General features: G+C 59.5%; 16 protein-coding genes. 6 read left to right on the top strand and 10 right to left on the bottom strand.

Annotated elements, in window-relative coordinates; translation table 11 throughout:
• Positions 1–5 precede the first annotated feature (5 nt).
• Complete coding sequence (locus OHJ17_RS07880) at positions 6–233, bottom strand: YejL family protein (protein ID WP_004195346.1); 228 nt, start codon at positions 231–233, stop codon at positions 6–8.
• 186 nt (positions 234–419) lie between these two features.
• On the opposite strand from OHJ17_RS07880, the gene yejK reads away from it, so the two are divergent.
• The gene (gene yejK / locus OHJ17_RS07885; RefSeq protein ID WP_004144267.1) at positions 420–1,427 is read left to right on the top strand and encodes a nucleoid-associated protein YejK; all 1,008 of its coding nucleotides are present in this window, start codon (positions 420–422) and stop codon (positions 1,425–1,427) included.
• 19 nt (positions 1,428–1,446) lie between these two features.
• Here yejK and OHJ17_RS07890 read toward each other — a convergent pair whose 3' ends face one another.
• Positions 1,447–2,208, bottom strand: a complete 762-nt coding sequence (locus OHJ17_RS07890; protein WP_002912986.1) for a DeoR/GlpR family DNA-binding transcription regulator — start codon at positions 2,206–2,208, stop codon at positions 1,447–1,449.
• Between the two features lie 82 nt (positions 2,209–2,290).
• On the opposite strand from OHJ17_RS07890, the gene OHJ17_RS07895 reads away from it, so the two are divergent.
• Positions 2,291–2,887: an NUDIX domain-containing protein gene (locus OHJ17_RS07895; RefSeq protein ID WP_004144265.1), complete on the top strand. Its 597-nt coding sequence runs from the start codon at positions 2,291–2,293 to the stop codon at positions 2,885–2,887.
• Between the two features lie 18 nt (positions 2,888–2,905).
• On the opposite strand, the gene OHJ17_RS07900 is transcribed toward OHJ17_RS07895, so the two are convergent.
• The gene (locus OHJ17_RS07900) at positions 2,906–4,192 is read right to left on the bottom strand and encodes a serine hydrolase domain-containing protein (protein WP_032433343.1); all 1,287 of its coding nucleotides are present in this window, start codon (positions 4,190–4,192) and stop codon (positions 2,906–2,908) included.
• Between the two features lie 104 nt (positions 4,193–4,296).
• On the opposite strand from OHJ17_RS07900, the gene OHJ17_RS07905 reads away from it, so the two are divergent.
• Positions 4,297–5,184 (top strand): LysR family transcriptional regulator, encoded by an 888-nt coding sequence (locus OHJ17_RS07905; protein WP_004189004.1) that lies wholly within the window; start codon positions 4,297–4,299, stop codon positions 5,182–5,184.
• Positions 5,185–5,242: 58 nt separating this feature from the next.
• On the opposite strand, the gene rplY is transcribed toward OHJ17_RS07905, so the two are convergent.
• Positions 5,243–5,527, bottom strand: a complete 285-nt coding sequence (gene rplY, locus OHJ17_RS07910; protein WP_004189006.1) for a 50S ribosomal protein L25 — start codon at positions 5,525–5,527, stop codon at positions 5,243–5,245.
• 136 nt (positions 5,528–5,663) lie between these two features.
• Positions 5,664–7,421: a DEAD/DEAH box helicase gene (locus tag OHJ17_RS07915; RefSeq protein WP_004144263.1), complete on the bottom strand. Its 1,758-nt coding sequence runs from the start codon at positions 7,419–7,421 to the stop codon at positions 5,664–5,666.
• Positions 7,422–7,568: 147 nt separating this feature from the next.
• On the opposite strand from OHJ17_RS07915, the gene rsuA reads away from it, so the two are divergent.
• The 3 genes from rsuA (at position 7,569) to OHJ17_RS07930 (ending at position 10,157) form a co-directional block, all read left to right on the top strand.
• The gene (rsuA, locus tag OHJ17_RS07920) at positions 7,569–8,288 is read left to right on the top strand and encodes a 16S rRNA pseudouridine(516) synthase RsuA (protein WP_002912977.1); all 720 of its coding nucleotides are present in this window, start codon (positions 7,569–7,571) and stop codon (positions 8,286–8,288) included.
• Positions 8,285–9,481 (top strand): Bcr/CflA family multidrug efflux MFS transporter, encoded by a 1,197-nt coding sequence (locus OHJ17_RS07925; RefSeq protein ID WP_009486448.1) that lies wholly within the window; start codon positions 8,285–8,287, stop codon positions 9,479–9,481. The genes rsuA and OHJ17_RS07925 overlap by 4 nt, the downstream gene beginning before the upstream one ends.
• A 331-nt stretch (positions 9,482–9,812) precedes the next feature.
• Complete coding sequence (locus OHJ17_RS07930) at positions 9,813–10,157, top strand: YejG family protein (RefSeq protein WP_002912974.1); 345 nt, start codon at positions 9,813–9,815, stop codon at positions 10,155–10,157.
• 3 nt (positions 10,158–10,160) lie between these two features.
• On the opposite strand, the gene yejF is transcribed toward OHJ17_RS07930, so the two are convergent.
• From yejF to OHJ17_RS07955, 5 genes are all read right to left on the bottom strand, one after another.
• Positions 10,161–11,750 carry a microcin C ABC transporter ATP-binding protein YejF gene (gene yejF, locus OHJ17_RS07935; protein ID WP_032433341.1) on the bottom strand — a complete coding sequence of 530 codons (1,590 nt, stop codon included), beginning with the start codon at positions 11,748–11,750 and terminating at the stop codon, positions 10,161–10,163.
• A 1-nt stretch (position 11,751) separates the two neighbouring features.
• Positions 11,752–12,777 (bottom strand): microcin C ABC transporter permease, encoded by a 1,026-nt coding sequence (locus OHJ17_RS07940; RefSeq protein WP_004149131.1) that lies wholly within the window; start codon positions 12,775–12,777, stop codon positions 11,752–11,754.
• Positions 12,777–13,871: a microcin C ABC transporter permease YejB gene (locus OHJ17_RS07945; protein ID WP_004200501.1), complete on the bottom strand. Its 1,095-nt coding sequence runs from the start codon at positions 13,869–13,871 to the stop codon at positions 12,777–12,779. The genes OHJ17_RS07940 and OHJ17_RS07945 overlap by 1 nt, the downstream gene beginning before the upstream one ends.
• Positions 13,872–13,880: 9 nt before the next feature.
• Positions 13,881–15,686: an extracellular solute-binding protein gene (locus OHJ17_RS07950; protein ID WP_020804249.1), complete on the bottom strand. Its 1,806-nt coding sequence runs from the start codon at positions 15,684–15,686 to the stop codon at positions 13,881–13,883.
• A 68-nt stretch (positions 15,687–15,754) separates the two neighbouring features.
• Positions 15,755–17,317 (bottom strand): cyclic di-GMP phosphodiesterase, encoded by a 1,563-nt coding sequence (locus OHJ17_RS07955; RefSeq protein WP_002912968.1) that lies wholly within the window; start codon positions 17,315–17,317, stop codon positions 15,755–15,757.
• Positions 17,318–17,369: the final 52 nt, after the last annotated feature.

A 17,369-nucleotide genomic window follows, 5' to 3' on the forward strand; every position in this document is an offset into this window, starting at 1 on the left:
TATCCTTAATGCGCTGGATCGTCGTTAATCGAAGATTGCAAAGCCTGCGCGAAAGAACGGGCGATGGCCTGACGCTGCGCCGGCGCGACGCTACTGTTGATCAGGTTGGTCACCATATTGCCTAACACCATCAGTGAAAGGTCCACCGGGGCTTTGTGTGATTCCAGGACGTTCGTCAGCTCGCTGAGCAACTGTTCGACCTGTTGATCGCTATAGCGGGAAATTTGCGGCATAAACTCAAAATCTGTTTGTTCGTGAAAGGGCAACATATTACCGTAGCAGCAGCTTTTTTTCCGCATTTTTTCGCCGCGGCGCAAAAGCGCATCAATCGACGGTAACGACGTCGAAATGTGTGGCGCCAGTTGCGTCGGCCACCCGGCGGTGGTTGAATACCGCCCGGTCTAAAAGGAGAGTTTAACATGAGTCTGGATATCGACCAGATTGCCCTGCATCAGTTAATCAAACGTGATGAACAAAATCTGGAGCTGGTGCTGCGCGAGTCACTGCTGGAGCCGAACGCGACGGTCGTCGAGATGATGGCTGAACTGCACCGGGTCTATAGCGCCAAAAGCAAAGCCTATGGCTTGTTCAATGAAGAGAGCGAACTGGCCCAGGCGCTGCGCCTGCAGCGTCAGGGGGAAGAAGAGTTTCTGGCGTTTAGCCGCGCGGCGACCGGTCGCCTGCGCGATGAGCTGGCGAAATACCCGTTCGCCGAAGGAGGCATTGTCCTCTTCTGCCAGTATCGTTACCTTGCGGTCGAGTATCTGCTGGTGGCGGTACTCAATAACCTGAGCAGTATGCGCGTCAACGAAGAGCTGGATATCCGCTCGACCCATTATCTGGATATTAACCATGCCGATATCGTCGCGCGCATCGATCTCACCGAGTGGGAAACCAACCCGGAGTCGACCCGCTATCTGACCTTCCTGAAAGGGCGGGTAGGGCGCAAAGTGGCCGATTTCTTTATGGATTTCCTCGGCGCCAGCGAAGGGCTTAACGCCAAAGCGCAGAACCGCGGCCTGCTGCAGGCGGTGGATGACTTCGCCGCCGATGCCCAGCTTGATAAATCCGAGCGACAGAACGTGCGCCAGCAGGTCTACGCCTACTGCAACGAACAGCTGCAGGCTGGGGAAGAGATTGAGCTGGAGTCGCTGTCCAAAGAGCTCGCCGGCGTCAGCGAAAAGAGCTTCCAGGAATTCACCGCTGAGCAGGGCTATGAACTGGAAGAGAGCTTCCCGGCGGATCGCAGCACCTTACGTCAGCTGACCAAGTTTGCCGGCAGCGGCGGCGGATTGACCATTAACTTCGACGCCATGCTGCTGGGCGAACGCGTATTCTGGGATCCCGCCACTGATACCCTGACCATTAAGGGTACCCCGCCGAACCTGCGCGACCAGCTGCAGCGCCGGACGTCAGGCGGCAATTAAGCCCTGCGCCCCGGCGGCGCTACCGCTGAACGGGGACGATCTCCACGCCGCTCTGCACCAACTGTTGGCGTAGCGCGGCGTCGGGTTCTCCATCGACAATCAGCGTACTGGCGAGGCTCAGCTCGCCGATGGCAAAGGCCGACGCGGCGTTGAGCTTTTCCCGGGAGGCCATTACCACGGTTTCTGCCGCCCTGGCCGTCAGCGCGCGCTTGATGCCTGCCTCTTCGTAATCACCGGTGGTGAAACCCGCCCGCGGGTGGACGCCGGTCACCCCCATAAAGAACAGATCGGCGTTGATCCGCGCCATTCCCGCCAGCGTCTCGGCGCCGACGGCGACAACCGAATGTTTAAATACTCTGCCGCCGAGCAGGATCACCTCGATTCGCGGGTGGTCCACCAGCGCCACGGCGATGCCCGGGCTGTGGGTGACCACCGTGCAGCTGAGGTCGGCGGGTAAAAAGCCGATCATCGCCGCGGTGGTGGTGCCGCCATCGACAATCACCACCTGTCCCGGCTGGATCAGGGCTGCGGCGGCGCGGGCGACCGCCTGCTTGGAGGCGATCTGCACGCTTTTGCGCGTTTCAATTGGCGCAATGGCGGCGGATACCGGCAATGCCCCGCCATGGACACGCTGCAGTTTTCCCTCCGCCGCCAGCTCGCGCAGATCGCGGCGAATGGAGTCCTCGGAGACGTTAAACCGCTGGCTTAGCTCCCCGGACATCACCTGTTTTTCCTCGGTGAGGATCTGGAGGATCTGCTGTTTTCTCTGACTGGCGAGCATCGGTTTTCCTTCATCGAATGATCTTGTTTGTGCACGATTATGCATGTTATGGTGCCTGCTGTCACCTCAAAGGGGAAATAACATGCAAACACATGCACCGCACGTCCGCCACGTTCGCGAGACGCTGCTCTCGGATAACTGGTACACGTTGAAAAAATATACCTTCGAACTGCTGCGTCGGGACGGTCGCTGGCAGGAGCAGAGCCGCGAGGCTTATGACCGGGGCAACGGCGCAGTCATTTTACTCTACAACCGGGAAAAGCGGACGGTGGTCCTGACCCGTCAGTTCCGTTTTCCGGTATTTACTCATGGCCACGACGGATATCTCATTGAGGCGGCCGCCGGGCTGTTGGATAACGCCTCGCCGGAGGCGCGGATCGTTGCCGAAGCGGAAGAGGAGACCGGCTTTCGCGTGACCCGTGTCGAACCCGTCTTCACCGTCTTTATGAGCCCCGGCTCCGTCACCGAAAAACTCTACTTTTTTATCGCCGAATATCAGGCCGATGACCGTCGGGGCGACGGCGGCGGACTGGCGGCGGAAGGTGAGGACATTGAAGTACTGGAGTGGCCGCTGACGCGGGCGCTGCAGGCCATTCGCGATGGCGAGATCATGGATGCTAAAACCATTATCCTGCTGCAACACCTGGCGCTGAATGCCGACACGCTCCTCGCCGGCTGAGCGGCAAGGAGCGGGGAGTTAACGCAGCTCGCGGGCAATGGCGCTGTACATCAGCGCCGCTTCCAATGGCTGAGCGTTGAAGGAAGGTTCCGCCTGCGGCCAGGTCGACCACTGGACGATCACCAGGTGTTCCGCGCGGTTCACCATGATCACCTGGCCGTAGATCCCCAGCGCCCACAGCGACCCTTTAAGCCCTTCCTGCGGCGTCGGCTGGACGTTTTGCGCATTCGCCGGAATCGCGTTATTCCACCACTGATAGCCGTAAATACCCTCCGGATGCGCTGCCGAGACCGAGTTTAGCGCCTTGGTCCAGCTGGCGGCTTGATCGAACCAGCCAGTCGGCACCAGCTGTTTGCCATTGCTTAACCGACCGTCACGGGCGACGAATTCACCAAAGCGGCCCCAGTCTTCAAGGGTGGCGTTAAAGCCGTGGGCGCCGACGTCGTGCTTCCCTTGCTGATAAGCATGCCACACGCCGTCGTGGGCCATCCCGGCCGGCTGCCATAGAGCCTGTTCAAGCCAGGCGGCCAGCGACATGCCGGTGGCGCGCTCCAGGATATCCCCAAGCAGCCAGGCGCCGCCGGAAGAGTAGGACCACTGCTCGCCCGCCGGGTGTTGACGCGCCAGGCCGGTGACGATCTTACGCACGCAGGCATAGGCGCCGGGCTGCGCTTCACACTGGGTCAGGCGGGCGAAATGCGACTGCGGGTCGGTGTAGTCTTCATTCCATTCCACCCCGCTGGTGTGTTGAATCAACTGCTTCAGCGTTACGCCGTCCCAGGCGGTGCCTTTCAGTTCGGGTTCATAAACGGTAATCAAGTCATCAAGGGAGTGGATTTTATCCTGTTGAATGGCGATACCGACCAGCGTCGAGACCACCGATTTGCCCACCGAGCGCGAGGTCCACAGGGTGGTGTCGGTATTACCTTCGGCGAGATATTTCCAGGCGACTTTACCATCTTTCAGCACCAGCATACCGCTGACGTTCTCGCGCTTCAGGTAATCCTGCAAATTCCAGGTGTGGCCGTTGAGCGTATAGCGGGCATCGGTCAGTTGTTTTTCAGCGCGCTCCAGCGGCGTCGAGGCGCCGTGGCGGAAGACATCGCCGGCATAGTTGCGATAGTCATTGCGAAAGCCAATCACGCGTGAAGTCTGATCCCAGCTGAGCATGTCTTTGGCCGCGGGTAGCGTTTGATCGTAAGGGGTGGGGCAGACATCCAGCGTCAGGCTGCCGCAGTGTTGCGCCATTGCCGCCGCCGGCAGCGCCGCCAATATTAACGCCAGGGCCAGTGATTTTCTTATCATTGTCATTTCCTCGTTTGCCATAGATTCGCTGCGCAGTATATAAATCGGCGCGCGCCGGCTAAAATCAGCACATGGGGGATTTTCCCCCTTAAGGGAGAAAAAGGATGAAAACCCTACAGTACTCATTCGCACAGATTGAAGCCTTCGCGACGATTGCTGAGACCGGCAGCCTGTCGCAGGCGGCCATTCGTTTAGCTAAAGACCGGACCACGCTGCGCGATCTGCTGGACTATCTGGAAGATGCGCTGGGCTACCGGCTGTTCAGCCGTGAAGGACGTAGCCTGACGCTAACTGCCGAGGGCGAGCAGCTGTTTCGCCAGGCGCATCTGCTGTTGCGTCAGGCGCAGGCTTTCGAGTCTTTTGCGCAAACGCTGCCGCAAACCGCCGGGCAGGCGCTGCGTCTGGTGTACGATCCCTTCGTGCCGCGTGAATTTCTCTGTGCGCTGGCCGATAACCTGGCCCGACGGCAGATCCGCCTGAGCTGCTGGAGCGCCTCGCGTCGCGAAGCCGAGCAGGCGCTGAGCGATGGCGTGGCGGAGATGGCGATTTGTCAGGCTAACAACCGCACGCTGGGGAGCGAAATGGAGTGGCGGGCGCTCGGCACCGTGGATCTGCGTTTCTACGCGGCGGACAGCCTGTTCCACGACGCTCCGCGGCCGCTGACGTTATTGAATCTTTCGTTGACGCCGCAGTTAGTGATGCACCGGCGCAGTGACGATCAAATCGCCCGCCGGCTGCAGATTTCCGGCCATACGCTGTATATGAATGAAATTACCCTGTTGCGCCATGCGCTGGAGCAGGGGAGGGGCTGGGGGTTTTTACCGGACCATTTGCGGCCAGGCGAGTGGCAGGGAGTCAGTGAAATCGCGACGGAGGTCGGCAGTCAGGGGCTGAACGTCACCATGGTGATGCTCTGGCTGCCCGGAATGAATAAGCATCGGATGCTTAGCGACATCGTGCACGAGGCGCCGGAGCTTTGGCTGCGCAGATAACAAAACGCCCCGGAGCCTGAGACCCCGGGGCGCTTGCCATACAACTTGCTATCGGCGATTACGCGCGAACGAAGTCGATGTGAGTCAGTTTCGGCTTGAACGCGTGGCGCTGAACAGCCTGAACTTTGACTTTTTCTTCTTTGCCATCAACAACGACGGTCAGAACTTCGCTGTAAAACTCAGCTTTGTCCTGCATGTTCCATACTTTGTCGTGGTCCAGTTCGATAGCAACCGGAGCAGCTGCGCCACCGTAGATGATTGCCGGGAACTTGTTAGCTGCGCGCAGGCGGCGGCTCGCACCCTTACCCTGCTCTTTACGTACTTCTGCGTTGATAGTAAACATTGATGTCTCTCTATATATAAAGCCTGCTACAGGCGACCCAGCAACAGGCGGATTATCTGCTTTGCGAATGCAAAAGCGGGCGGCATTATAGCCGCCAAACGACACCCGGGCAATCAAAACCTCAGCTTTCCGGTAATTAACGCAGCTCGTTGGCGCGACGAAAACGCCCCTGATAATCGAACACTTTTTCCCGCACCTGCCAGTACTGCCCCTTCATGCGGGCGACGACAAAGTCCGGATGGCGCAGCAGCGCCTGCTGGGTCACGATATCCGCCGGCGTTATCCAGCGCAGCGGCACCCCGGGGGTGCGGGTATGCGGGCGAATAAACAGTTGTTCGAAGGCGGTGCGCTGGGCGGGGGTCTGCAGACGGAAGCGCTCACTGACATCCGCCCCGTCTTCATCGTAGTAGGTGATTTTCAGCCACGGGCCCTTCTCGTCGCCGCCGTGCTGCAGGGCCATGCCGCTGCAGCGCAGCACCAGCGCGTCCTTCAGTTTCAGCGCCGCCTTCAGCATATCGTCCGGGTCAACCAGTATAGTGTCGCACTCCCGGCAACGGCGGGCGGCGATGTCGTTTTCCGCATTACACTGCGGGCAGTTTTTAAAGCGAAAGCGGAAGTCGCACTGTTCGCGGTGGCCGTCGTCATCTTCGAACCACCCCTGGCAGCGGCGGCCAAAGTGTTCAATCAAGGTGCCGTCGGCGGTGGTTTTGCCCCAGAAGGTATTGGCGAAGCCGCAGGCCGGGCAGAAGACCTGCACCGGCACGTTGTCGCTTTTGCCCTTCGGCGTCCCCACTTCCGGGGCATACAGGTCATGCGGATTGCCGGCGTAGTCGAGGATCAGACAGTCGGTTTTCCCCGGCGCCAGGCGCAGACCGCGGCCAACGATCTGTTGGTAAAGACTCACCGACTCGGTGGGGCGGAGGATGGCGATCAGGTCGACGTGCGGGGCGTCGAAGCCGGTGGTCAGCACCGCGACGTTCACCAGATAGCGATACGCCTGCGCTTTAAAGGCCTCGATGATGCGATCCCGCTCCGGCCCAGGCGTTTCGCCGGTGATCAGCGCCGCCTGGCCTACCGGCAGCAGGCCGGTCACTTCCCGGGCGTGTTCCACGGTGGCGGCAAAGATCATCACCCCTTTGCGGTTTTCGGCGAACTCCACGATCTGGCTGACAATATGCGGCGTGATACGCTGTTGTTTTTTCAGCTCATGGTTAAGATCGGCTTCGCTGAACAGGCCGTTGCTTTGCGCCTGCAGGCGACTGAAATCGTACTGCACCACCGGCATATCGAGGCGCTCCGGCGGCGTCAGATAGCCGTGTTTAATCATATAGCGCAGCGGTAGCTCATAGATGCAGTCGCGGAACAGGGCCTTTTCATCGCCGCGCACCATCCCATGATAATGGAACTGATAGATCCAGCCCTTGCCAAGGCGGAACGGCGTGGCCGTCAGGCCGAGCAGCCGGATCTGCGGATTGACCTGCCGCAGGTGACCGATGATCTGCTGATACTGGCTGTCGTCATCATCGCTGATGCGGTGGCATTCATCGACGATGAGTAGTGAAAATTCGCTGCGAAACTGGTCGAGATTGCGCGCCACCGACTGCACGCTGCCGAACACCACTTTGCCGTGGCTCTCTTTTCGCTGCAGACCGGCGGCGAAGATATCCGCCTCGAGGCCAAGGGCGCAGTATTTGGCATGGTTCTGCGCCACCAGCTCTTTGACATGGGCCAGCACCAGCACGCGGCCGCGCGCCAGCCTGGCAAGCTCGGCGATCACCAGACTTTTGCCCGCGCCGGTGGGCAGGACAATCGCCGCCGGCTCGGTATGGCGACGGAACCAGGCGAGGGTGGCATCGACGGCTTCTTGTTGGTAAGGACGTAATGTAAAAGTCATGAATTCACGGGGCTAATTAACTGGCGAATAGTATGCCATGAATCTTTTCCCTTGAGTGGTGTTAAGAGCCCGTTATACTAGCCGGTGAAATTCTTCTTTTTCGGGCGATTTGCCCGCTCCAGCACTATGACAGGCTAAAAAAATCTCATGCGACTTGATAAGTTTATCGCTCAGCAGCTCGGCGTCAGCCGGGCTATTGCCGGGCGTGAAATTCGCGGCAGCCGCGTTACCGTGGACGGCGACATTGTGAAAGATGCCTCTTTTAAGCTCCAGCCGGAGCACGAGGTGGAGTATGACGGAAATACGCTGACCCAGCAGAATGGCCCGCGTTACTTTATGCTCAACAAGCCGCAAGGGTACGTCTGTTCCACCGACGATCCCGATCATCCGACTATCCTTTATTTCCTCGACGAGCCGGTGGCGCATAAGCTGCACGCCGCCGGACGGCTGGATATCGACACCACCGGGCTGGTGCTGATGACCGATGACGGCCAGTGGTCGCATCGCATTACCTCGCCGCGCCACCACTGTGAAAAAACCTATCTGGTGGCGCTGGAAAGCCCGCTGGCGGAAGGGACCGCTGAGCTGTTCGCCAAAGGCGTCCAGCTGCATAACGAAAAAGATCTCACCAAACCGGCGTTGCTGGAAGTTATCACTCCGACCGAAGTGCGCCTCACCATCAGCGAAGGCCGCTACCATCAGGTGAAACGCATGTTCGCCGCCGTGGGCAACCACGTGGTTGGCCTGCATCGGGAACGCATCGGCGACATCCTGCTGGATGAATCGCTGGCGCCGGGTGAATATCGTCCGCTGACGGAAGCGGAAATCGCCAGCGTGGGCGCCCCGCAGCCACGGAGTAAAACGTGACGCTGAAGCAGAATTCTTCACTGGGGATTGTGTTTATCCTTGGCCTGCTGGCCATGCTGATGCCGCTGTCTATTGATATGTATCTTCCGGCCCTGCCGGTGATCGCCGCCCAGTATAACGTCCCGGACGGCAGCGCGCAGATGACGCTCAGCACCTATATCCTCGGCTTTGCGCTGGGTCAGCTGCTGTACGGCCCGATGGCGGACAGCCTTGGCCGCAAGCCGGTGATCCTCGGCGGGACGCTGGTCTTCGCGGCGGCGGCGGTAGCCTGCGCCCTGTCGCAAACCGTCGATATGCTGATTGTCATGCGTTTCTTCCACGGTCTGGCAGCCGCGGCGGCCAGCGTGGTGATTAACGCCCTGATGCGCGACATCTATCCGAAAGATGAGTTTTCGCGCATGATGTCGTTTGTCATGCTGGTCACGACCATTGCGCCGCTGGTGGCGCCGATGGTCGGCGGGGCGGTGTTGGTCTGGTTCAGCTGGCATGCCATCTTTTGGATCCTCGCCCTGGTGGCCCTGCTGGCCTCGCTGATGATCGGCCTGTTTGTCCGCGAAACGCTGCCGGCTGAAAGGCGTCAGCCGTTCCATCTGCGCACCACGCTGGGTAACTTTGCCACGCTGTTCCGCCACAAGCGGGTACTGAGCTATATGCTGGCGAGCGGCTTTAGCTTCGCGGGCATGTTCTCTTTCCTTAGCGCCGGTCCCTTTGTCTACATCAATATAAACCACGTCGCGCCTCAGCACTTTGGCTACTATTTTGCGCTGAACATCGTTTTTCTGTTTCTGATGACCATGTTCAACAGCCGGTTTGTGCGGCGGGTAGGGGCGTTGCGTATGTTCCGCGCCGGGCTGTGGATCCAGTTTGCCATGGCGGTGTGGATGGTGGTCTGCGCGCTGCTGGATGTCGGCTTCTGGTCACTAGTGATCGGCGTAGCGGCCTTTGTCGGCTGCGTATCCATGGTGTCGTCTAACGCCATGGCGGTGATCCTCGATGAGTTTCCGCATATGGCGGGCACTGCTTCGTCGCTGGCGGGGACTTTCCGTTTCGGTATCGGGGCGATTATCGGCGCGCTGCTGTCGATGGCGACGTTTACCACCGCCTGGCCGATGCTGATCTCTATTGCCTTCTGCGCAACCTGCTCTATTTTCTTCTCGCTTTACGCATCCCGGCGGCGAAAAATCGCACGCTAGGTCACATTTTCAGGGGCGAAATCGCCCCTTTCTTGATGCATGTCAACCGCAATGGGCTTCAGGGTTCTGCGATTTGTTTCCTTTATGTAAAATCAATTAGTGTAAAAAGTCGCATTGTTGCGATAAAAAAGTTGTTTTGGATCACAGAAACGGGTACATATAGCGCCAATCGGCTCGCCGGGTATAAAAAATAAAGCGCTGGATTATAAGCGCTTAACCCTGGTCCGCCGCCGCTGTAAACGTTTTCTGCCTCAAGGCAGGACTATTTGTCAACAGTGTGTTAATATTGATGTAAATTTATTGTGAAGCCTTTTGCTTCCGGGGAAACTAAGTGAATACACAACAACTCTCTATCGTACACCGTCTGCCGCAGAGCTATCGCTGGCTGGCCGGTTTTGCGGGTTCCAGAGTTGAACCGATTCCGCAAAACGGCGCGCAGAACGAGAACAGTCTCGTTGCCCTGAAATTGCTGAGCCCGGACGGTGAGAAAGCCTGGCCGGTGATGCATAAGCTCAGCCAGGCGTTAAGCGACATCGAAGTCGACTGTTCCGTGCTGGAGTGCGAAGGTGAACCCTGCCTGTTCGTTAACCTGCAGGATGAGTTTGCCGCCACCTGTCGTCTGAAAAACTTTGGCGTGGCCATCGCCGAGCCCTTCTCCGGCAATAACCCTTTCTGACCGTCAGCTTAGCGCCAGCAGCTGGCGGGTATACTCATGCCGGGGTGCGCTGAAGACGGACTTGCACTCGCCCTGTTCGACCACCTCTCCCTGACGCAGCACCATCACCTGGTGACACAGCGCCCGCACCACGCCTAAATCATGGCTGATAAAAATATAGGCCAGCTGATGCTTTCGCTGTAAGGCTTTCAGCAGGTTCAGGATCTGCGCCTGAACGGTTTTGTCCAGCGATGAGGTCGGTTCATCGAGGACGATCAGCTGCGGTTTGACGATCAACGCTCTGGCGATGGCGATACGCTGTCGCTGGCCACCGGAGAACGCCGCCGGATAGCGCTGGCGGCTGGCCGGGTCGAGGCCGACCTCTTGCATGGCAAGGATCACCGCCTGTTCGCGTTCGGCCGCCGTCAGCGTCGGCTGGTGGACGCGCAAGCCTTCCTCAATGATCTGCTGCGCCGTGAGGCGCGGATTGAGCGACGAGTTCGGATCCTGAAAAACCACCTGCATCTGTCGGCGCAGCGGTAGCAGCTGTCGGCGGTTACGGCCCTGAATCGGCTGGCCGGCGAAGGTTATCTTGCCCCCGGACGGGATCAGGCGCAGCAGGGCCAGGCCGGTGGTACTTTTACCGGAACCCGATTCCCCCACCAGGCCCAGCGTCTCGCCGGCGCGCAGCTGAAAGCTAAGGCTGTTGACCACCCGATGATGATCGACCACCCGACGCAGGATCCCTTTGCGAACGGGAAACGCCACCTTTAAATCGTCCGCCTGCAGCAGCACCGGGGCATCGGCGGCCAGCGGCACAGGCTCCCCGTCCGGCTCGCTATCCAGCAGGCGTTGGGTGTAGGGATGCCCTGGCGCGCTGAACAGCGCCCGACAGTCATTGTGTTCCACGCAGCGGCCGTTCTGCATTACCGCCACCCGGTCAGCCAGCTGGCGGACGATGCTCAGGTTATGAGTGATAAACAGCAGCCCCATGTTCAGCTCCTGCTTCAGCTCGCGCAGCAGTTGCAGAATTTGCGCCTGCACCGATACGTCCAGGGCGGTAGTCGGCTCGTCGGCGATCAGCAACTCCGGGCGCGTCAGCAGCGCCATGGCGATCATCACCCGCTGGCGCTCACCGCCGGAGAGCTGATGCGGATAGTCCGCCAGCCGCCGCGGCGCCTGACGGATCCCGACGCGCTCCAGGCAGTCGAGGATCTCCCCGCGCGCCGCCTGTTTGCGCATTCCCCGGTGTAACGACAGCACCTCGTAGAGCTGTTTTTCCAGGGTGTGCAGGGGATTGAGCGATACCATCGGCTCCTGAAAGATCATCGCGATCCGGTTGCCGCGCACGCCGCGCAGGGTCGCCTCATCCGCATGCAGCAGCGACTGGCCATGAAAACGGATGTCACCGCTGGGGTAGCTGGCCGGCGGGGTAGGGAGCAGCCGCAGCACCGACAGGGCGGAGATGCTCTTACCGGAGCCGGATTCGCCCACCAGGGCCAGCGTTTCGCCGACCGCCACCTCGAGCGACAGATTGTGCACCACGGTCTGCGTCTCACCCTGCTGGCGAAAGGCAATAGAGAGATTGTCGATAGCTAACAGCGGGTGGGTCATATTACACCGCCTTACTGGGATCAAAGGCGTCGCGAACCGCTTCACCAATAAAAATCAGTAGCGTCAGCAGCACGGCGACGGAGAGAAACGCGGCAATGCCCAGCCAGGGCGCCTGCAGGTTGTTTTTGCCCTGCAGCAGCAGCTCGCCGAGGGAGGGCGAGCCGAGCGGCAGGCCGAAGCCGAGAAAATCCAGCGACGTCAGGGTGGTAATGGAGCTGCACAGGATAAAGGGCAGGAAGGTGAGGGTCGCCACCATCGCGTTGGGCAACATATGCCGCAGGATGATCTGCCGGTCGCTAACCCCTAACGCCTGCGCCGCCCGAACATAGTCGTAGTTGCGGGTGCGGAGAAATTCCGCGCGCACCACGCCCACCAGCGTCATCCAGCCAAAGAGAACGGTGATTGCCAGCAGCCACCAGAAGCCCGGCTGCACGACGCTGGAGAGCAGGATGATCAGGAACAGCGTTGGCATGCCGGACCAGACTTCGATAAAGCGCTGTCCCCACAGGTCGATTTTACCGCCGTAGTAACCCTGTATCGCCCCGGCCAGCACCCCCAGCACGCTGGAGAACAGCGTCAGCAGCAGACCGAAGAGCACCGAGATGCGTGTCCCATAGAGGATCCGCGCCAGCACATCGCCGCCGTTGGCGTCGGTGCCGAGCCAGTTGCTGGCCGAGGGCGGCGATGGAAAGGGAACCGTGCTGGCAAAATTAATTGTCGTCGCGCCGAAGCGCACTGGCGGCCATAGCGCCCAGCCGTGAGTCGCCAGCTGGTGCTGCAGCCAGGGATCCTGATAGTCGGCGGCGGTGGCGAACGCGCCGCCGAAGGTTTGCTCAGTGTAGTTTTTTAACACCGGGACGTACAGCTGGCCCCGGTACTGCACCAGCAGCGGGCGGTCGTTGGCCAGCAGCTCGGCGCCCAGGCTGCATAGGAAGAGAATTAAAAACAGCCACAGCGACCAGTAGCCGCGACGGTTGTGGCGAAAGCGCGCCCAGCGGGCCTGATTAACGGGACTGAAGAAAGACATTAGCGGCCCTCAAAATCAATGCGCGGGTCGACCAGCGTATAGCTGATATCGCTGACGATATTCAGCAGCAGGCCAATCAGAGTGAAAATATAGAGCGTGCCGAACATCACCGGATAGTCGCGGGAGACCGTCGCTTCATAGCCCAGCAGACCCAGGCCGTTTAGCGAGAACATCACTTCGATCAGCAACGAGCCGGTAAAGAACATACTGATAAAGGTGGCCGGGAAGCCGGCAATCACCAGCAGCATGGCGTTACGGAACACGTGTCCCCAGAGGATCTGTTTCTCACCAACGCCTTTGGCGCGGGCGGTGACCACATACTGTTTGCGGATCTCGTCGAGGAAGCTGTTTTTGGTCAGCATAGTCAGCGCGGCAAAGCCGCCAATTACCGTCGCCAGCACCGGCAGGGTGATGTGCCACAGGTAGTCGAGGATCTTTTGATACCAGGGGAGGGTGTCGAAATTTGGCGAGACCAGACCGCGCAGCGGGAAGAGGTCGAAATAGCTGCCGCCGGCAAAAATCACGATCAGCAGGATGGCGAACAGAAAGGCAGGGATCGCATAGCCAATGATAATCAGCGTACTGCTCCAGATATCAAAGCGGCTGCCGTTGCTGACCGCTTTGCGGATGCCCAGCGGAATGGAGACCAGATAGATAATCAGCGTGCTCCACAGCCCGAGGCTCACCGAGACCGGCAGGCTGTCTTTAATCAGCTGCAGCACGGAGGCGCTGCGAAACAGGCTGTCGCCGAAATCAAAGCGCAGATAATCGCCCAGCATCTTCAGATAGCGTTCGTGCAGCGGTTTATCGAAGCCGTAGCGGTGGGTGATCTCGGCGATGACTTCCGGGTCGAGGCCGCGCCCGCCGCGATAGTGACCCTCGCTGATATTGCCTGCGCCGGTGCGGGCATGGCTGGCGCCCATGCCGCCGTCGCCAGCCCCCGGCATCCCGCCGCGCTGATTAAACTCGATGGCGGCGATGGCCTGATCGACCGGGCCGCCAGGCGCGATCTGGACAATAAAAAAGTTAATGGTGATGATGGCCCACAGGGTGGGGATGACTAACAGCAAACGGCGGATCAGGTAGCTGCCCATGGGATGTCCTTAGCGTCTGTCCGCAGGGAGGGTGGCCGCTTTGTTCACGTCGTACCACCAGGTATCGAGGCCGGACGAATAGATGGGGCGGGTCGCGGGGAAAGAGAACTTATTCCACCACGCGGTGCGGTCCTGCGCCATATACCACATCGGCAACATGTAGTTATTCCAGGTCAGCACACGATCCAGCGCCCGACCGAGAGGGATCAGTTTCTGCTTATTGCCCTGCCACTGCAGGATCTGCGCAATCAGCTTATCCACTACCGGGCTTTGCACCCCGGGCGCGTTGTAGCTGGAGTGAATATAGTCGGACGCCCAGGAGATTTGCAGGTCGGTCCCCGGCCAGGGCATGGCGCGCCACAGGCTTGGCATCATGTCGTAATCCCGGCTGCGGCGGCGGTTGCTGTACTGCGAATTATCAACCTGACGAATATCCATGACGATCCCAAGACGCTGCAGGTTGTGCTGAAACGGCAGCACCCAGCGGTCATTGCCCCCGGCCGGCAGCAGTAGCTCAAAGCGCAGCGGCTTGCCGGTGGCGGCGTTGACCCGGCGCTGGTTCTTCACCGTCCAGCCCGCCGCATTGAGCAGGGCGTCGGCTTTGAGTAAGTTGGCGCGATCGAAGCCATCGCCGCGGGAGACCGGCGGCTGGTAAACCTGGCTGAAGAGCTCCGGGGGCAGTTCGTTTTTCATCGGCGTCAGCAGGGCCAGCTCGGCTGCGTCGGGCAGGCTGCGGGCGGCATATTCGGTGTTCTGGAAATAGCTGTTGGCGCGCTGATAGGCGCTGTAAAACAGCGCCTTGTTCATCCATTCGAAATCGAACGCCAGGGTAATGGCCTGCCGCACCCGGCGATCGGCAAAAATCGGGCGCTGAATATTGAACGCCAGCCACTGGGTATCCTGCGCCGAGGTATTGGTATGCTCATCTTTAATGATGTAGCCGCGGCTGAAGTTGCGACCGACGTAGCGGGTAGCCCAGTTTTTGGCGACGGTCTCTTCCCGGCGATCGACGGCTCCCGCTTTAAAGGCTTCGAAAGCGACATTGTCGTCGAGATAATAGTCATAGCGCAGCGTATCGAAATTCCAGCGACCGCGGTTGACCGGCAGGTCGGCCGCCCAGTAGTCGGCGACCCGGGAATAGGTAATATATTGCCCCATTCGCCAGGCGCTGATGCGGTATGGCCCGCTGGCCAGCGGCGGCTTCGACAGCGGGTCGCTGAGTTTGTGCTGGCGCCAGAACGCCTCGGGCATCACCGGCAGGCTCAGCAGACTCAGCATGTTCTCTTTGCCGGGCTGGCCGAGGTCAATACGCACGGTCAACGGCGCGATGGCCTTCACGGTGGTGCCTTTATAAAACAGGCGAAACTGCGGCACCCCTTCTGTCATAAACTTGTTGAAGGTAAACGCCACATCGCGGGCGGTGATCGGCGTGCCGTCATGGAAGCGGGCGCGCGGGTTGAGCGCGATCTCCATCCAGGAATAGTCCTCGGCATAGCGCGCCCGCTCGGCAATCAGCGGGTAGTAGCTGCCGGGCTCATCATCCGAGGTGGTGAACAGGGTATCGTAGAGCGCCTCCGTGCGTACCGCGGGGTTGCCGCGCAGCGCATAACGGTTGAAGTTATCAAAGGTGCCGATCGCCGCCAGGGTGAGGGTGCCGCCTTTCGGCGCCCTGGGATTGACGTAATCAAAATGACTGAAACCGGCGGCGTATTTCGGTTCGCCGATAATCGCGAAGGCTACGCTTTCCTGAATGGTTTGCGCCTTAGCGTCCAGGCTAAACAGAGCCAGCAGAATCAGAAAGAGGCGCGCATACATAGGCGGCAGAATACCCTGTCATGGCCGGCCCCCATGGCCGACATCCGTTCCCGCATCATAAGTGAGACTTAGCGCGTTGTGAAATAGTTCGCGGGTTCATCGTGCGCAGCCACCAGCCCGGCCAGCGACAGCGGTCGGCTGATCCAGTACCCCTGCAGGAAATGAACGCCCTGGCCGCGAAGCCACTCCGCCTGTTCCTGGGTCTCCACCCCTTCGGCGACGGTCATTAATTTCAGCCGGCGGCTGAGGGTCAGTACCGCATCCAGCACCGGCGAGGTTACTGTTTCAGTACCAATCGCCTGCACAAAACCGCGATCGATCTTCAGATAATCGAAGTTATAGCGTTCGAGATAGATCAGCGCGCTATGCCCGGTGCCGAAATCATCAATCGCGATTTCGAATCCCTGGCGGTGGAGCCAGGCGAAGTTAGCCATCGATTTTTCTTTATCAATCATCGCCCGCTCGGTTACCTCCAGCACCACGTGAAAGTGGTCGGCGGGCAGCGCGGCGGCGAAGCGCAGCATATCGTCACGGAAGCTGTCGGCCTGCAGATGGGCAGGGGAAATATTCAGCCCCAGCTTCACGCCGCGCGGCAGAATACGCTTCAACACCGCAGCGTCGCTGGCGATCAGCGCGAGCAGGTGATGGGTTAGCGGCACGATCATCTGCTGGGTTTCGGCCAGGTTAATAAAAACGTCGGGCGGAATTTCACCAACCACCGGATGGCGCCAGCGCATTAGGACCTCCACGCCGCTGATACGTAGAGTCTGTGCATTAACCACCGGCTGATAAACGATGTAGAACTGGTTATTTTTGATCCCCAACAGAATAGATTTTCGCGGATCCGATTTGATCGTCAGCACGTAATAGCAGAGCAGCCCCGCCAGCAGGCCGCAGACGACCCCGAGCAGCAGAGCAAACTGCGTATTTTCCGCCAGCCAGCTGTTGGCATACAGGTAGACCTTCAGCGGTAAGCCCTCGATCTGTGCCTGGCGGATCGGCGCGTTATGCAGCGTTTGCGGATCCACCAGCCGATTACTGAAGGTGGAGATAGCGGTGTGATCGATGGCCAGCGCAATGCCGCTGAAATCGTTTTGCCGTGCGGAATAGAGGATATACGGTGTGAGATTAGCGTTAATCGACACGAAAATGCCGCTGTTTTGATCGCCGGGTTTACCTACCCACAGCGCAAGCGCCGCGCTCTTCGGCATCATCGGCGTGCCTGGTAAAATCGCCATAGCAACGGGTTTGCTGATATCGATGGCCGGGATCAGCTGGCTGAGGGGCGTATTCATGGCTCCCGTAGCCGATGAGCAAAAGGCGATGCCGTTTTTGACCAGCAGGAAAGCGCGGACGTTGGGGCTGAACGCGGCGTGGGAGGTAAGCCCGGAGTCAATATTCTCGCAGGGCTGGTCCACCAGCGGCTGCAGGCCGTCAATGGTCTGGCGCAGGTCGTGAAAATAGCTTTTCAGATAGGTATTAACATTGTTGATAATGGCGTCGAAACGCTCGGCCCGGTTATGGTAGATCACCATAAACTGAATGCTCCCGGCCAACAGCGCGACGATGATCCCCACGCTCAGGCTGGTTAACCAGGTTTTACGCTGGGGCGAAAAGTAGCGAGTAAGCATAGCCAGATTCTTTCCGTATTATTGAAGCGCATCAACGGAGTGTCGGTCGTCG

Source organism: Klebsiella sp. KP20-425-1 (assembly GCF_025813515.1).
Taxonomy (GTDB): Bacteria; Pseudomonadota; Gammaproteobacteria; order Enterobacterales; family Enterobacteriaceae; genus Klebsiella; species Klebsiella pneumoniae.

What these genes read in the sequence shown, in the direction of transcription:
- rsuA (WP_002912977.1), top strand. Translation starts at nt 7,569, where the DNA reads ATGCGACTTGATAAGTTTATCGCTCAGCAGCTCGGCGTCAGCCGGGCT.
- OHJ17_RS07945 (WP_004200501.1), bottom strand. Translation starts at nt 13,871, where the DNA reads ATGGGCAGCTACCTGATCCGCCGTTTGCTGTTAGTCATCCCCACCCTG.
- yejF (WP_032433341.1), bottom strand. Translation starts at nt 11,750, where the DNA reads ATGACCCACCCGCTGTTAGCTATCGACAATCTCTCTATTGCCTTTCGC.
- OHJ17_RS07880 (WP_004195346.1), bottom strand. Translation starts at nt 233, where the DNA reads ATGCCGCAAATTTCCCGCTATAGCGATCAACAGGTCGAACAGTTGCTC.
- OHJ17_RS07900 (WP_032433343.1), bottom strand. Translation starts at nt 4,192, where the DNA reads ATGATAAGAAAATCACTGGCCCTGGCGTTAATATTGGCGGCGCTGCCG.
- yejK (WP_004144267.1), top strand. Translation starts at nt 420, where the DNA reads ATGAGTCTGGATATCGACCAGATTGCCCTGCATCAGTTAATCAAACGT.
- OHJ17_RS07905 (WP_004189004.1), top strand. Translation starts at nt 4,297, where the DNA reads ATGAAAACCCTACAGTACTCATTCGCACAGATTGAAGCCTTCGCGACG.
- OHJ17_RS07940 (WP_004149131.1), bottom strand. Translation starts at nt 12,777, where the DNA reads ATGTCTTTCTTCAGTCCCGTTAATCAGGCCCGCTGGGCGCGCTTTCGC.
- rplY (WP_004189006.1), bottom strand. Translation starts at nt 5,527, where the DNA reads ATGTTTACTATCAACGCAGAAGTACGTAAAGAGCAGGGTAAGGGTGCG.
- OHJ17_RS07955 (WP_002912968.1), bottom strand. Translation starts at nt 17,317, where the DNA reads ATGCTTACTCGCTACTTTTCGCCCCAGCGTAAAACCTGGTTAACCAGC.
- OHJ17_RS07890 (WP_002912986.1), bottom strand. Translation starts at nt 2,208, where the DNA reads ATGCTCGCCAGTCAGAGAAAACAGCAGATCCTCCAGATCCTCACCGAG.
- OHJ17_RS07895 (WP_004144265.1), top strand. Translation starts at nt 2,291, where the DNA reads ATGCAAACACATGCACCGCACGTCCGCCACGTTCGCGAGACGCTGCTC.
- OHJ17_RS07915 (WP_004144263.1), bottom strand. Translation starts at nt 7,421, where the DNA reads ATGACTTTTACATTACGTCCTTACCAACAAGAAGCCGTCGATGCCACC.
- OHJ17_RS07950 (WP_020804249.1), bottom strand. Translation starts at nt 15,686, where the DNA reads ATGTATGCGCGCCTCTTTCTGATTCTGCTGGCTCTGTTTAGCCTGGAC.